Origin of the sequence: Micromonospora sp. NPDC048999 (assembly GCF_040649295.1) — a bacterium.
In the GTDB taxonomy this organism is placed as follows: Bacteria; Actinomycetota; Actinomycetes; order Mycobacteriales; family Micromonosporaceae; genus Micromonospora.
Window position 1 is genome coordinate 17,585 of sequence record NZ_JBEZFI010000056.1, and the last position, 13,594, is coordinate 31,178.

Sequence of the window (13,594 nt, forward strand, 5' to 3'; positions counted from 1 at the left end):
CTCAGCCGTGCCGGGCAACGAGGGAGTTCTTGTTCAGCGGCCCCCAGCCCTGCTGGTAGGCCCAGCCGGCGAAGACGTCACCGCGGTAGGCGTACGCCCCGGCCGGGTAGTAGAGCGTGACGAACGGCGTCTTCTGCGCCAGCAGCTGCTGCAGCCGCCCGGCCGCCGCCTGCCGTTCGGCCAGTGCGGTGGTGGCCAGCAACTCCTTGGCGACGGTGTCGAGTTCGGCGTCGACGACGCCGGTGACGTTCAGCGATCCTGCCTTCGGATCGGTGGCGACGAGCCCGGCGAGCTTGGTGTAGGCGGTCATGGTTGTCGCCGACCAGCCCCACATGGCGAGGTCGAAGTCGCGGCCCTTGGCCACATCGAAATCGGGCCACACCTTGACGTCGACCGAATCGGCGTCCATCGCCCGTACCGTCGTCTTGACACCAACCTTGCCGAGCATTTCGGTGATGAGTTCGGCGGCGCGTACCCGGTCCGGGCTGTCGGCGTAGACGAGCAGTTCGAAGGAGAGCGGCTTGCCGTCGAGGACGCGCACCCCGTCCGCGCCCGGCGCGGCGCCCAACGCGTCCAGCTTGGCGGCGGCCGCGGCCGGGTCGTAGCTGTGCTTCAGGCTGGTGTCCGCCCCCGGGGCCTCCGGATGCCAGAACCCGGGGCTGCCGACGGTGCCCTGCCCGAGCAGGATGGTGTCGACCAAGTCGCGGGTGTCGATCGCCGCCGAGATGGCCTGGCGTAATTCGACCCGGTCGAACGGCGCCTTGCCGTCGTTGAAGACCAGCAGGGTGCTGGAGAAGTTCGACCCGGTGGCCATCTTGACGCCCTGCTGCGCGGAAAGCTGGTCCGTCAGGTTCGGCGGCACCTCGTCGGCGACCAGGTGCACCTCACCGGTACGCAGCGCGGCCAGCGCGGTCTGCTGCTGCGGAATCACCGACACCGAGAGCTTGTCGACACGGGGCTTGCCGATCGGGTACGCGGTGTTGGCGGTCAACTCGTACCGGCGCTCCGGTTCGTAGCCGGCCAGCCGGTACGGACCGGTGCCGACCGCCGCGGACACCGGCGCCTTCTGCGGGTCGGTGATGCCGGACCACACGTGGCGGGCCAGAATCGGCATGTCCGCGAGCTGACGGACGGGGAACTCCGGGTCCGGCTTGTCCAGCGTGATGACCACCGTAGCGTCGCGTACCTGCACGTCCTCGACGGCCGCCAGCGCTGAAGCGAACCGTACGCTGTCGTGCTTACGGTAGTAGTCGATGGAGAACACCACGTCGTCCGCGGTGAACGCCTCGCCGTCGTGCCAGCTGACGTCGGTGCGCAGCGGCAGCGTGAAGACTCTGCTGTCCGCGCTCGTGGTCAGTCCGGTGGCCAGCAACGGCGTCACCTGGTTGCTCGGGTCCAGGACCAGCAGCGTGTCGAAGACCAGGCTCATGAGGTGGTAGCCCGGGTAGCCGGTCCTGTACGTGTACGGGGTCAACGTGCCTTGGTCGCCGCCGACCGCGATGGTCAGCGCCGAGGCGGTCTGCGGCTCTTTCGCGGCCGGCGACCCTGCCCCGTCGCCGGCACAGCCTGCGACGGCGAGCAGCAGCCCCGCCGCGAGGAGCCGCAGGGTGTACATCCGTCGCCGCCGGGTGCGATGTGACACGAGTGTTCAACCTCCGGTAACAGAGGGCCGGGCACCTGGCGGTCCCGGCCGGATATCGTCGGCACTCCCACGAACCGGTGGGTGTGATGAAGGAGCGGTTAATGGCTAGTCGGGTGCTGCTGATCGGTGTCTACGGCATGGAACTCGTCGAGTGCGGTGGCGCGCTCGCGGCGAACCTGGCAGCCGGGGGCGAGTCGCACGCGGCGCTGATGGTGTGCGACGAGGAGATGCGTCCCGGCGTCGCTGCCGCCGCAGAAGTCCTCGGGGTGCCGGTGGAGTTCCTCGGCTTCCAGCAAGGGCACGTCGCCGTCGACGAGGCCCATAAGCGGGCCCTGGTCAAGGTCATCCGTACGGTGCGTCCGTCCATCGTCATCACCCAGGACCCGGAGCACTCGCTGACCGACCTCGACCCCGATCGACGCCCGGCGATGACCTTGATCCTTGAGGCGCTCGGGTTGGCCAGTCGCGGGTTCGCCGCCGACGACGGACTGGCTCCGCACCCGGTGCCGACGGTCTATTACATGACGCCGTCGCGGGCCAACTGCGTGGTCGACATCGCCCCGTACTGGCCGTTGAAGGTCGCTGCGATGAACAGCCTGCGCACCCAGCTGGAGTTCTCCGCCGCACACTGGGAGAACCAACTGCGCCCCGCCGACCTGGAAGCGCTGGTCCCTGGATACGCCGGCATCGAAGACGCGTACGAGCGCGGGCGGGCCCTGCACGAGGTCCTCGACCGGGCTGCGCACATCTACCACGGCATCGGCCATCACGGGCGGTACGCGTTCGCTGAGGCGTACCGACGCGAAGGTGACTTCCATCTGCCCGCCCTCATCGAATAGTGCCTGGTAGTGGCCGGGCACGGCGTCCTTCAAGGTCAACTGGAGTTTCACCTTCTTGCCAAGGTTTTGCAAGAACAACTCCTGGGCAGAAGGCGGAACGAGCGGCGAACAAACCGTGCTGCCCGTCCGGAGCCGGGCGCCCTTCTGGCGCTCGTCATCCCCACCGGGGACCGCTGCCGCGTACCGGGACGTCGGGCTGGACGGTGCAGTCGGGTATCGCGTCAAGCGGTCAAAGCCCGAGGTCAGGCGTGTGCTGGTGGTCGACGTCAGCCCGCGCCTGGCCTTTGCGGCACAGACATGCCCGGCCTGCTCCACAGGTCCATCTCGATGCCTGGTCTGAGGTTTCCCAGGGATCGAGACCGGCTATTGAGAGCTCTTTCCGAGTGCAAGATCACGTTCTCGTCGAGGCCGCCACGGCCGGCGACTGCGGCGGCTCCTGCGCAACGGCACTGGCAAACCCGGCCAGCCGCTGACACTCACCAAGCCACTCGGCATCGGCGTGCTCAACAACCGGCACAAAGCCACCGGTGAGACGTTCCCGCAGGCCATCGCGGCAATGGCCACCCTGAACCGCGACCCGGCGGCGGCGGCCCTCGCCGCCGGCGCCACCTGCGCCACAGATGTCACCGGCTTCGGGCTGCTCGGGCATCTACACAAGCTGGCCCGGGCAAGCGGGGTGAGCGCCCATATCGACGCCGCCGCTATTGCCTGCCTGGAAGGCGCCCGCGACGCCGCTGCCGCCGGCTACATCAGCGGTGGCACCCGCCGCAACCTCGCCTGGCCCCGTCCGCACACCGACGCCGGGACCACGCCTGAGCTTGAGCTGCTCCTCCTCGCCGACGCGCAGACCTCCGGCGGGCTACTCATCGCCGGGGAAGTGCCCGGCCCCCCGGTCATCGGCGAGCTACGACCGGCCCGCACGGACGGCGTCACCCTCGTCGTCAAATAGGTGCCCTGGGGCTGGTTCGCGGCTTGCGAACCAGCCCCAGGTCAGCGGTCGGGCGTAGCCCTCAGGAGGGATCGCGAATGATCAACTGGTTCTTGTCGGGGTCCTGGAGAACCTCGACGACGTCGGTGGAAAAGCTCGTCTGCCCGCGCCGCTCGAACGCCGCCTTCGACAGCACCAGCACGTTCGGTACGAACGAATGGGCGGCGAACAGCTTTGTCGGCCCATTGGTGGACAGGCTGGCGTAGACCTCGACCCGCTTTCCACCACCCGGCAATGCGGTTATGGCCGCATAGCCCTGGTCGATCGGGAGTTTCCGGCTCATCCGCAGCTCCAATACTCGTAGCTATTTATCCGGCGCACGTCTCGCTCGCCGGACGAGCACCTACACGTTCGAGCAGAAGTAGGCCGAGGCGGTGTATTGCCCCGAGCTGTTCTTCTTCTCGCAGCACTGGCAGGTCTTGGTGTCGGTCATGCACACCCAGGTGTAGTTGCTGGAGGCACGGCAGCTGTCGTACGAGATCGACGGCGAAAAAGCCAGGTTGCAGCAGAAAGGGCCGGCCTCGGCCCGCCCGGGGGTACCGAAGATGACCATCGCCGTGCCGAGCGCGCTCGCGCCGATGGTTTTGAGGAACCCTCGCCGGCCCCAGGCGGGCCGTTTTTCCTTACCCTGCATCGACATCCTCCCTTTCCTTGGCTCGGGTGGGCGGACGATTGCTATTCGTCTCGCCTTCCCTCTCTGATATTTCCGGTACCGTGGTCAGCGGCGGTGGACTGGTGTACCCCTTGCCGAACAGCAGATTCCGCCAGTCGCCGCCGTACCTGTAGACGCCGCCACAGGTGGCGATGCCACGGTTCCCGGCCCATCGAGCCGCACGAATGTGCCCCTGCACTTTGCCCATGTCGTACAGCCCCGTCAGCGACGTCCACAGTGACACACTGCGGATCACCCGTCGCCGCCAGTCGATATAAAGCCGGACCCCGAGGTACTCCGGCGCGTTGGTCCGTACCCCCGCCTTCAGTCGCCAATGCAGCCAACACACCAGCAAGACATTGACCAATGTCCGGCAGGCGAAGGTGGTCACCGCCACCACCCCACCCTCGTCGGACAAGGGCTGATCCTTGCCGAGCCGTTTCACCCCCACAGCAGCCTCACCGCCTCCACGATGGCCAGAACGATCGCGATCAGACCGCTCACCCGGCGAGCCGCGACGACCCAGACGCCGCCGATACGCCGAGACAGCCGCAGCCCGGTCAGTTCGGCGCCGTTACGCATCAGCGTGGCCACGGCTACCCCGAGCCCGAACAGCATGACAACGAGGAACGCGGTGGCCGCGATCAGCGACGGCGGCCCGACCAGCACCGCCCCGGCCAGGCCTATCCACAGCAGCGACGTCGTCTTCTGCGTCGTGACAAGCAGACCCAGGTCATACGCCCAGATCAATCCCAGCCGGCCGGGCTGAAGCTCGCGGGCGAACCGCTGCGGCACCTGTCGCCAGACGTGCGGGGTGCGATTCAGCAAGTCCGCGGCTCCGAACCCGAGCAGGACAGCAATCAACAGCACCGTGCGCGCGGTCGGATGGACCAACTCAAGGGCCCAGGCGAGCAGGAGCAACGGGCCCAGCAGCGTCAGCGCGGCAGCAGCCAGCCCCGCCCCGAACCCAGCGAGAAACCGCCAGCCCTCCCGAGGGTCGGCTCGCATAATCGGGTTGGACACGCCAACCATGGATCGGCCTCAAGGGCTCAGCAGCTGCAAAACTCCGCCGAGCCCCGCCACCATCAGCCAAATAGCCATGCCGAACCCACAAGCCGCTGTCGGTTACCCTGCATTGGCTTCCACTCCCGCCTCGGCGTGCACGCCGGGCAGATGCTTCAACGCATCGACCGAGCCGAAGGTAAATGCCGAACGGAGTCGGCCACGTTCGAAGACCAGGACGCTCGGGCTGATGTCCACGTTGAAGTTGCGGATGAGCCACTCGCCACCGATGTCCAACGCATGCGGATGATCGCGCACCATCGGATTTCCGTCGACAAAGGCGGCACCGGCGGCCTCCTGTGGACAAGACACCAGGATCGCCGCGGCCGGAGTGGGCATGGACAGCGGACCGGTCGCGCCGCTTGCTATCCGCCCGCAAGACGTACAGAGGGTGCTCAGCACCACCAGCAGCCCATGATCCGCATCGCGCAGGTGAGCGAGGCCCGTTGGCCAAGAGTCGACCTCCCCGCCCAATCGCGCCTGGTCGATCGGGTCCAGTCTCGACGGCACAGCGTCGGTATCGGACGCCGGAACGCGTGAGCCCAGCTCACCCATCATGGCGAACAGGCCGATAACGGCGACCGCGAGCACAAACACTGCGAGGGCGAGAATCAGGTCCATCACCTGCGCCGGCACCTTCCTCTCATTTTGCGAAGGACTTGAAGTGTCGTGCGTAAGGACGCAGCAACTCTGCACGATGCCTGACCATTGCTGCGGCCACAGCGAGGATCGCCGTCAAGGCGAGCAACAACGCCGGATCGGCACCGGCGCCCCTGTCGAGCACCAGCAACAGAGCAGCAACTCCCACGAAGGCAACGCCCGCGAGCAAATTCGGTACGCCGGCCGGCTTTCCGCTGCTCTCGCCGAAGCACCCGCAGGAAACACGTGCCCCTCGGCTCATCGAGACCAGCGTAAAGACGATGACGCCAGCGCCGACGGCGCCGACCGACACGAGACCGATTGGCAGTAGCCAGGCACTCGCCACCAGTAGCGACGCCGTTATTTCGACTACCGCGATACCCCGAGCCAAGTAACTCGACGCACGTAAGTGCGCACGTGTCCAATTGAATGCGCTACGTATCCCATGGGCCAGCGGATACGGGCTCAAGAGCTTCGACGCACCGGCGAACAGCAGAGTCACCGCTATTGCGAGCCTTGTTGCGTCAAGAACGGCTGTCTGCATCGTCGGCGCTCGCAAAAAGTGGCTTAGGCATCTGAACGCCGAAAGGTCGACCCATACTAGCCTCTTTACATGTTTCTATACCTCATAGCGGTCCGATGAGTATGCCATGGCCCCCCCACGGGTGCAATGGTCGTTTCCGATCCCCTGGGACCGCGACGACCGGCACCGCGATCAAACAGCGCGGCGGCCCTCGAAGGCACGGCCGAGGGCGATCTCGTCGGCGTACTCCAGATCGCCGCCGACCGACAGGCCGCTGGCCAGGCGGGTGACCGCGATGCCCATCGGCTTGACCATCAGCGCGAGATAGGTGGCGGTCGCCTCGCCCTCGGTGTTCGGATCGGTGGACAGAATCAGCTCCCGTACGGTGCCGGAGCCCGCACCTCGTCGCCCACCTCGCCGGGGATCGGCGCAGCGGCATCTGCGGTGGTGGGGTGGCGGCGGGCCAAGCCGCCCGGACGGCGGCCTCGACCGCGCCCGGCGGCGGCGGACTCGGCCGTGACCTGCGGCGGGGCGGCGATCGTCAGCCACCGCGCCCCGGCCACGATTCGCCGGTGCCGCCAGGCGAGCACCTGATCGTGGCCGAACACCGTCCCGACGATCGCGGCGGCGAGAAAGCCGAGCCACGGCCGGAAGATGACCCACTGCCAGACCTCGGTGGGCCGGGTCGGGGCTGTCATGCGTTCGTTGGGTTCCCCGCGTCGGCTCGGGTCGGCTGAGGATGAGGCGGACTGCGGGCAGGAGTTGGTGGGTCAGTACATGCTGTCCGGCGTGGGGCGGGGCTTTGTGGCAGCACGGTCAGCGGTGATCGGTCGACGATGCCCGAGTTCATCCGTTTCCGAACTTGCCCAATGTGGACCGTGAAGCTGGCTGACGCGGACCGGTTCCTTGCCGCGCAGCGCCGTGAGGGCCGTGTGGCGCTCCCGACCACCTGGGCCGCGGCCTGAATCATCCAATGCTCAGGCGGCGGCGCCCACGCCTTGACTGAGCCGTGGGCGATCCGGCGGTGGTTGGCCCATTGGTCGCGTTCATCGCGATCGAGTCCAGGCCCACGTCTGGTGCGGGGCTGACCTGACGCGGCCCAGCGTCTTACGACGAAGGCGTAGCGGCGCAGTAGTACGGATCTGGCTGGCTGAACAACAGAATCCAGCGTGACATCGGACCACGATGATCGCCGACCCGCGGCAGGCCCAACCCGTCGGCACAACGGGCTACAGGGCGGATGGGTGCCGTGACAGCCTGCCCTCACCGGCCGGGGATGCGTTCGGTGATCTCTTGCAGCAGGAAGCCGTTGCCGTCAGGGTCACTGAACGAGGCGAACGAGCCGTACGAGCGCCGGCCCGGATACAGCCCTGCTACCCGCTTCTCGGTACCCGCATGGTGGAAGACGCCGCCCTCGTCGTGGAAGATCTTGCTCACCTCGACACCGTGGCCGACCAGTTCGGCCCGGGCCCGCTCGATGTCGCTCACGATGAGGTGCAGGTTCTGCACCGAGCCCGCCTCCGCCGTGCTGATGCCGGTGCCGACGATGATCGAGCAGTGCGAGCCCGGCGGGGTGAAGTGCACGACCCGGAAGTCCTCACCGTCGACGTAGTCGAGGTCCTCCCGAAAGCCGATCCGTTTGTAGAACTCCTTGGCCCGGTCGACGTCGGCCACCGGCAGCACAATCACCTCGAGCTTGTACTCCATGATTACCACTCCTCTGCGCTCCCGGATGCGCTCCGGCATCCTGTCTTCACGATCGCCCGCGCAGCGATCGCGTCACCCCAGGGAGGGACCCTGGCGACCACCCTGACGACACCCAGCGCAATGCCGCGGGTACCTCGCCGTGTGAGCCGGCTTGAGGAAGACCACGCGCGCATAGCCATGCCGTGGCGCCGAGTGCAGTGCCCGGGGCCGCCGATTGTGTGGATAGGGTCAGTGGTGCGCAGACTGGCAGATGTTGTGGGTGACGCTGCCGTCAGGCGTGGCAGCGGCGAGGGTGGCCGGAGCCCTGACCCTTCTCCACCCCAGAGTTGACGAGCGCGTCAGATCGTCCGTGGGCTGCGGCTCGGTGCCGCCCTGGCAGTGGATCATGCCGGCCAGCCAGCAGGAACAGGCGGTAGAAGTCGTCGACCTTCTTGTCGCCGCCCAGAACGCGGTCGACACGCTCGCGGTAGTCGACGGCGCCCTGGGTGGGATGGTGATCTCCTTGCCCTCGCAGACCACCGTGGTACCGACCAAACCGCCGGGCATCCCCGTGGCAGTCCTGAGGATTGTCGATGACGCCGTCCTTGACCCGTCGAGGGTTTCACACACCTGGATCGCTGCGGCGGGGAACGCGTCCAGCTCACACTGGGTGGGCGCGACCTTCTCCTCGTTGAAGACGGCCTGCGACCAAAGCGTCACGACCGCGAACCGGTCCCAGTTGATCGCCGGCGTCTTGGCCAGGATGCCGTCGAAGTCGCTCGGGTAGTCCTGGGCCTCCTCGTACCCCTGCCGGCCGCCGGTGGAGCAGCCGTTCCAGTACGCGTACGTCACCGGCTTGCCGTAGAACCTGCGGGCTACGTCCTTGCCGACGACGGCCATGTCGTGCCGCGAGCGGGAGGCGAAGCCCTGCAGCAGCGGGGTGTTGACCGGGTTGGACGAGCCGCTGCCGTCGAGCGGGCTCGCGCCGACACCGGCGTCGGTGGCCGCGGCGGCGTAGCCAGCATTCATCGCGGCGACCGGCGGGAGCCGAAGTCGCCGGCCAGGTAGGCGCTGCCGCCGGTGGCCTGGAACCGGCCGGACCACTTCTTCCGGTCCTAGGGCAGCACGACTTTGATGGTGACGCGGTCGTCCGCACCCGGGTGGGCCACCGTGACGGTGACGTCGCACCAGGCCGGCACGTCGGTGAGCGTCTCCTTCTAGGGGTGCAGTGGGGGAACGGCGACACAGGACGTGGCAGCGACCGGGGTGCTGTCGCGGGCGGCGGCGTTGGCGGCCATCGGCACCAGCGCCGCTGCCACCGGTACTGCCGAGGCCATCAGGATGATCAGTGGTCGTTTCATGCCCACCACCCTCACCGGGGACATCCGGGGCGGCGCCCCAGGAAAGCACGCCGGGCACCCCCCCCCGGGTCACCGGTCGCGCAGGGCGGAGGCGAGTTCGCGGCGGGAGCTGATGCCCAGCTTGGTGAAGATCTTGCGCAGGTGCCATTCGACGGTGCGCGGACTGAGGAACAGCACCGCGCCGATCTCCGGATTCGTACGCCCTGCCACGGCCAGACGCGCTATCTGTGCCTCCTGGGGGGTCAGCTCCTTGCGTACCCCCAGGGTCCGCTTGCGCACCGTCTCGCCGGTGGCGGCCAGCTCCCGCGCAGCGCGCTCGGCAAAGGCCTCGGCACCCGTCGTGGTGAACGCCTCATGCGCGGCGCGCAGCTGGTCCCGCGCGTCGCCGCGCCGCCCCTTGCGGCGCAGCCATTCGCCGTAGAGCAGGCGGGCGCGCGCGGCCTGCATGCTCAGCCGCGTCGCGGAGAACTGCTCGATCGCTTCGCGGTAATACTCCTCGGCGCGTTTGGGCGGCCCGGCGAGCGCGTCCGCGAATGCGTGGGCAGCGCGCGCCCAGCTCGTGTCGACGACTTGGGTGCGGGCGACGAGGCGGTCACGGGCCTGCACCGCGATGCTGTGCTCACCGGCGCGGACGGCGGCTTCGATCAGCTCCCCGAGCGTCCTCTGCACGACGGCGAGGTCCTCGTACCGGGCCCCCTCCAGCCCTGCCTCCAACGCGGCCGCGTACCGGCCGAGCCCGTTGAACAGCAACGCCCTGCTGTAGCTGGCGATGGCCTGCAACCACCCCACGCCATGGGCCTCGGCATCGCGTACCAACGCGTCGTTGAGTTCCAGAGCCGGCTCCTCGCGTCCCCGGTAGGCGGCCAGGATGACGGCGGGGGCCCGATGCGAGGACGAGCCGGTGACGTTGCCGAGGGCCTCGGCCTCGTCGATCAGATCCGACGCGTCGGCGAAACGGCCGGTCTCGACCAGCGCGGTGGCGCGGTAGGAGAGCGCGTACGGCAGGAGCGACAGAATGCCGGTCTCGCGGGCGTACCCGACGGCCCGTTCGGTTTGGGTCTGGAACGCCGCGTCGTCCCACACCTCGTCCCCGACCACCGAGGTCAGCCAGGCCAGGTCCACATCGTTGTCGGCGGTGACCGCGGTCAGGCCACGGGTGAACAGCGGTACCGCCGCCGCGTGCCCTTCCAACACCCATGCCGTCAGGCCGGCGAGGAGCAGACCGGCCGGTTCTTCGCCCGGCGCGACACCTCGGGCCGCCTCGGCCGCGCGGCGCAGGTCGTCGCCGCCGAGCCGCCCGGCTCTCACGGCCGCGCCGATCGCCGCCAGGTAGGTCTCCCGAGCCGCGGCGGGGTCGAGCGCCTCCAGGCGGCGCGCGGCCGCCAGCAGCGGCGGTACCGCCCCCCGTCCGGCGTTGACCGCGAACGCGGCCTTGGCGCGTAGCCGTTCCACTCCGGCCTGCTGCACTGGGTCCAGCGGACCCAGTTCGGCGGCGGCCAGCAGGTCCGGCACCTCGCCGAAGGCACCAGCGGCGAAACGGGCCTCGGCGGCGGCCAGAGTACGCCCGGCACGCTTGGCGGGATCGGGGGTGAGCTCGGCCGCGCGGGTGAGGAATGCGGCGGCGGCCGCTCGGCCGCCACGGGCCATCGCCCGGTCGGCCGACTGCTCCAGTTCGGCGGCGACCTCTTCATCCGGTCCCAGCGCCGCGTGCGCCCGGTGCCAGGCACGCCGGTCCGGGTCCTGCTGGGGATCGGTCACCTCGGCCAGCGCCCGGTGCACAGCGCGCAGTTCGGTGGGCCCGGCTGAGCGCCGGCTGGCCGATCGGACCAGCGGGTGTCGGAACCGCACCCGGGTACTGATCTCGATCAGGCCCGCGACCTCCGCCGGTGCGGCGGCGTCCAGCCCGACACCCAGCCGCTCGACCGCGCGCCACAGCAGCGGCACGTCGCCGACCGGTTCGACCGCGGCGGTGAGCAGGAGCGTGCGGGTTTCCGAAGGCAGCCCGGCAATCCGCCGCTGGAAGCCCTGCTCCACCCGGCTCACCAGCGGCGTCGTGCTGCGCCCGCCGAAACCGAACGCCAGTTCCGCGGCCGTGAGGTCACGCGGCAGCTCGAGCAGGGCGAGCGGATTGCCGCGCGTCTCCGCGACGATCCGGTCGCGTACCCGAGAGTCCACCGGCCCGGGGAGCACGGAGTCCAACAGGTCCCGGGCGTCCGCGTCCGCCAGGCCCTCGACACGCAACTCCGGCAGCCCGTCGAGGATCCCCTCGTCACCGGGACTGCGCGCGCCGAAGACCAGCGCGACCGACTCGGCATCCAGCCGTCGGGCAACGAAGGTGAGGATCAGCTCGGACATCGGATCCAGCCACTGCACGTCGTCCACGACACAGACCAACGGCTGCTCCGACGCAGCCTCGGCGAGCAGCCCCAGCACGGCCAGCCCGAGGATCAGCGCCTCCGGTCGCTCGCCGGCACTGAGCCCGAAGGCGGTCGCGAGCGCGGCGCGCTGCGGCCCGTACAGCCGGTCGAGGTGGCCCAGCAGCGGCGCACAGATCTGCTGCAGAGCGGCGTACGCGATCTCGGACTCGGGCTCCACCCCGGCCGCCCGTATCACGCGGCCCGCCGGTGCCTGCTCGGTCAGGTAGTCCAGCAGGGCTGTCTTGCCGGCTCCGGCCTCGCCGCGCAGGACGAGCACCCGGCTCTGTCCGCCGTGGACGTCACGCATCAGCCGGTCGAGCGTCTCCTGCTCCCGTCGACGCCCCCGCAACGCGGGCAGTTTCGGTGTTGACGGGCACGTCACCCAGCGCTCCTGATCCCGGACAAGTCGACACTTAGGCCGATCCGGTGGGTACGGCAGCTCCCGTTCCGGACTGAAAGCCACCACGATTCGCCTTTGCTGACGCCAGCCATTCTCGCCGGTCGAAGATGGGCTGACAAGGACCCGGTGTGACGAGGCGCACAGGAGGGGGTTAGCGCGCCCCGAGGGCGAGGGAGGGGCTTTGGATGTCCAGGCCGATACCGCCCGTGGGGAACACCGGATGCCCGCCGTACTCGGCCTGCAGGTGGTGGCCAGCGAAGGCCCTCCGGTCGGCTGGGACGGTGGCGGCCGCCGTGAGCACCCGGTTGGGCCGCCACCGCGTCGACAACGGTGCCTGTTGACATCCTCCCGGCCCTGAAAGGGCCGGGATTCTCACGGTCGCCCGTGGGGTTTCCTGTTTCATCGCCGACTGCCTTTCCGGGAGGACTTCTTCCCTTGGGGTCTTACGTCAGCTCCGCAGGCGTTTTACCTCTCCGCCAGCCCGGCGGCGAGGATGTTCCTGGCTGCGTTGATGTCCCGGTCGTGTTCGGTTTGGCAGCCGGGGCAGGTCCAGGTGCGGTCGTTGAGGGCGAGGGTGGTGTTGACCTGTCCGCATGTCGAGCAGGTCTTGGACGACGGGTACCACCGGTCGACGGGGATCACCTCACGCCCGTACCAGGTCTTGTATTCGAGCTTGCTGCGGAACTGACTCCGGCTCGCGTCGGAGATGACGCGGGTCAGGCGCCGGTTGCGCAGCATGTTACGCACGCTGAGGTCTTCCCTTCCTCGTCGCTCACCCCGGGGATCGGGTGGGACAGGGTGAGCAGACTGGTGATGCCCGCATCCACCCCGACCGCCGGCGTGACCGGCGGCAGCGGCACCACGGTCGGGTCTTCCACCAGGATGGAAACGAACCAGCGGCCGGCGGCATCCCGGGACACGGTGACCGTGGACGGTTCCGCCCTTCGGGCAGGGGTCGCGACCACACGATGTCCAACGGGCTGGTCATCTTGGCCAGAGTGAGCCGGCCGTCACGCCAACGGAACGCCGAGCGGGTGAACTCCGCCGACGCCCGCGACTTGCGCTTGGACTTGAACCTCGGATACCGGGACCGCTTGTCCCAGAACGCCACGTACGCAGCCTGCAAATGCCGCAACGGAACCGACGACACCTCGTTCAGGAACGCCAACTCATCCGCGCGTTTCCACTCGGTCAACCACGCCGAAGACTGCACATACGTGCTGCGCTGACGGTCGACAACCCACGCCCGGGTACGGGCTTCCACCGCCCGGTTGTACACCAGACGCACACGGTCAAGCCCCTGGAAGTGGTGTAACGGCTGATCTTTCGAGTTGTGCTGGTTAGAAGGGTTGTGTTCCGGGCTGGTCAGTGGCGGGTTCGCTGGT

At 68.6% G+C, this 13,594-nt stretch carries 15 protein-coding genes and 2 pseudogenes; 2 read left to right on the plus strand and 15 right to left on the minus strand.

Annotated elements, in window-relative coordinates; all coding sequences use genetic code 11:
* Position 1: 1 nt before the first annotated feature.
* Positions 2 to 1,642 (minus strand): ABC transporter substrate-binding protein, encoded by a 1,641-nt coding sequence (locus tag AB0C02_RS30800; protein WP_357552646.1) that lies wholly within the window; start codon positions 1,640 to 1,642, stop codon positions 2 to 4.
* A gap of 101 nt (positions 1,643 to 1,743) precedes the next feature.
* On the opposite strand from AB0C02_RS30800, the gene AB0C02_RS30805 reads away from it, so the two are divergent.
* Complete coding sequence (locus AB0C02_RS30805; protein WP_357552647.1) at positions 1,744 to 2,481, plus strand: hypothetical protein; 738 nt, start codon at positions 1,744 to 1,746, stop codon at positions 2,479 to 2,481.
* 430 nt (positions 2,482 to 2,911) lie between these two features.
* Positions 2,912 to 3,430 (plus strand): annotated as a pseudogene (gene selD / locus AB0C02_RS30810) (selenide, water dikinase SelD); the annotation flags it as partial.
* Positions 3,431 to 3,491: 61 nt separating this feature from the next.
* Here selD and AB0C02_RS30815 read toward each other — a convergent pair.
* The 14 genes and pseudogenes from AB0C02_RS30815 to AB0C02_RS30880 form a co-directional block, all read right to left on the minus strand.
* Complete coding sequence (locus AB0C02_RS30815; protein ID WP_357552648.1) at positions 3,492 to 3,752, minus strand: hypothetical protein; 261 nt, start codon at positions 3,750 to 3,752, stop codon at positions 3,492 to 3,494.
* A gap of 60 nt (positions 3,753 to 3,812) precedes the next feature.
* A complete protein-coding gene (locus tag AB0C02_RS30820) occupies positions 3,813 to 4,109 on the minus strand; it encodes a twin-arginine translocation signal domain-containing protein (RefSeq protein WP_357552649.1) in 297 nt (98 codons plus the stop codon).
* Complete coding sequence (locus AB0C02_RS30825) at positions 4,093 to 4,566, minus strand: hypothetical protein (protein WP_357552650.1); 474 nt, start codon at positions 4,564 to 4,566, stop codon at positions 4,093 to 4,095. The genes AB0C02_RS30820 and AB0C02_RS30825 overlap by 17 nt, the downstream gene beginning before the upstream one ends.
* A complete protein-coding gene (locus AB0C02_RS30830; RefSeq protein WP_357552651.1) occupies positions 4,563 to 5,153 on the minus strand; it encodes a hypothetical protein in 591 nt (196 codons plus the stop codon). The genes AB0C02_RS30825 and AB0C02_RS30830 overlap by 4 nt, the downstream gene beginning before the upstream one ends.
* Before the next feature lie 93 nt (positions 5,154 to 5,246).
* Entirely contained in the window at positions 5,247 to 5,819 is a 573-nt protein-coding gene (locus AB0C02_RS30835; RefSeq protein ID WP_357552652.1) for a hypothetical protein, read from the minus strand.
* Between the two features lie 7 nt (positions 5,820 to 5,826).
* Complete coding sequence (locus AB0C02_RS30840; protein ID WP_357552653.1) at positions 5,827 to 6,366, minus strand: MauE/DoxX family redox-associated membrane protein; 540 nt, start codon at positions 6,364 to 6,366, stop codon at positions 5,827 to 5,829.
* Between the two features lie 171 nt (positions 6,367 to 6,537).
* A pseudogene (locus AB0C02_RS30845) lies at positions 6,538 to 6,729 on the minus strand (recombination protein RecR); the annotation flags it as partial.
* Positions 6,717 to 7,043 carry a hypothetical protein gene (locus AB0C02_RS30850; RefSeq protein WP_357552660.1) on the minus strand — a complete coding sequence of 109 codons (327 nt, stop codon included), beginning with the start codon at positions 7,041 to 7,043 and terminating at the stop codon, positions 6,717 to 6,719. The gene AB0C02_RS30850 and the pseudogene AB0C02_RS30845, both read right to left, overlap by 13 nt.
* Before the next feature lie 565 nt (positions 7,044 to 7,608).
* Positions 7,609 to 8,052, minus strand: coding sequence for a VOC family protein (locus tag AB0C02_RS30855; RefSeq protein ID WP_357552654.1), 444 nt, complete (start codon positions 8,050 to 8,052; stop codon positions 7,609 to 7,611).
* Positions 8,053 to 8,280: 228 nt separating this feature from the next.
* Positions 8,281 to 9,060: a tannase/feruloyl esterase family alpha/beta hydrolase gene (locus tag AB0C02_RS30860; protein WP_357552655.1), complete on the minus strand. Its 780-nt coding sequence runs from the start codon at positions 9,058 to 9,060 to the stop codon at positions 8,281 to 8,283.
* A 188-nt stretch (positions 9,061 to 9,248) separates the two neighbouring features.
* The gene (locus AB0C02_RS30865) at positions 9,249 to 9,392 is read right to left on the minus strand and encodes a hypothetical protein (protein ID WP_357552656.1); all 144 of its coding nucleotides are present in this window, start codon (positions 9,390 to 9,392) and stop codon (positions 9,249 to 9,251) included.
* Positions 9,393 to 9,461: 69 nt separating this feature from the next.
* A complete protein-coding gene (locus AB0C02_RS30870) occupies positions 9,462 to 12,191 on the minus strand; it encodes an AAA family ATPase (protein ID WP_357552657.1) in 2,730 nt (909 codons plus the stop codon).
* Positions 12,192 to 12,674: 483 nt separating this feature from the next.
* Positions 12,675 to 12,947, minus strand: a complete 273-nt coding sequence (locus AB0C02_RS30875; protein ID WP_357552658.1) for an RNA-guided endonuclease TnpB family protein — start codon at positions 12,945 to 12,947, stop codon at positions 12,675 to 12,677.
* Positions 12,926 to 13,129, minus strand: a complete 204-nt coding sequence (locus tag AB0C02_RS30880) for a hypothetical protein (protein WP_357552659.1) — start codon at positions 13,127 to 13,129, stop codon at positions 12,926 to 12,928. Before AB0C02_RS30880 ends, AB0C02_RS30875 begins: the two co-directional genes overlap by 22 nt.
* Positions 13,130 to 13,594 lie beyond the last annotated feature (465 nt).

Coding starts and splice junctions, on each gene's coding strand:
- AB0C02_RS30805 (WP_357552647.1), top strand. CDS start 1,744: ATGGCTAGTCGGGTGCTGCTGATCGGTGTCTACGGCATGGAACTCGTC.
- AB0C02_RS30815 (WP_357552648.1), bottom strand. CDS start 3,752: ATGAGCCGGAAACTCCCGATCGACCAGGGCTATGCGGCCATAACCGCA.
- AB0C02_RS30820 (WP_357552649.1), bottom strand. CDS start 4,109: ATGTCGATGCAGGGTAAGGAAAAACGGCCCGCCTGGGGCCGGCGAGGG.
- AB0C02_RS30830 (WP_357552651.1), bottom strand. CDS start 5,153: ATGGTTGGCGTGTCCAACCCGATTATGCGAGCCGACCCTCGGGAGGGC.
- AB0C02_RS30840 (WP_357552653.1), bottom strand. CDS start 6,366: ATGCAGACAGCCGTTCTTGACGCAACAAGGCTCGCAATAGCGGTGACT.
- AB0C02_RS30850 (WP_357552660.1), bottom strand. CDS start 7,043: ATGACAGCCCCGACCCGGCCCACCGAGGTCTGGCAGTGGGTCATCTTC.
- AB0C02_RS30855 (WP_357552654.1), bottom strand. CDS start 8,052: ATGGAGTACAAGCTCGAGGTGATTGTGCTGCCGGTGGCCGACGTCGAC.
- AB0C02_RS30860 (WP_357552655.1), bottom strand. CDS start 9,060: ATGAATGCTGGCTACGCCGCCGCGGCCACCGACGCCGGTGTCGGCGCG.
- AB0C02_RS30865 (WP_357552656.1), bottom strand. CDS start 9,392: ATGAAACGACCACTGATCATCCTGATGGCCTCGGCAGTACCGGTGGCA.
- AB0C02_RS30875 (WP_357552658.1), bottom strand. CDS start 12,947: ATGCTGCGCAACCGGCGCCTGACCCGCGTCATCTCCGACGCGAGCCGG.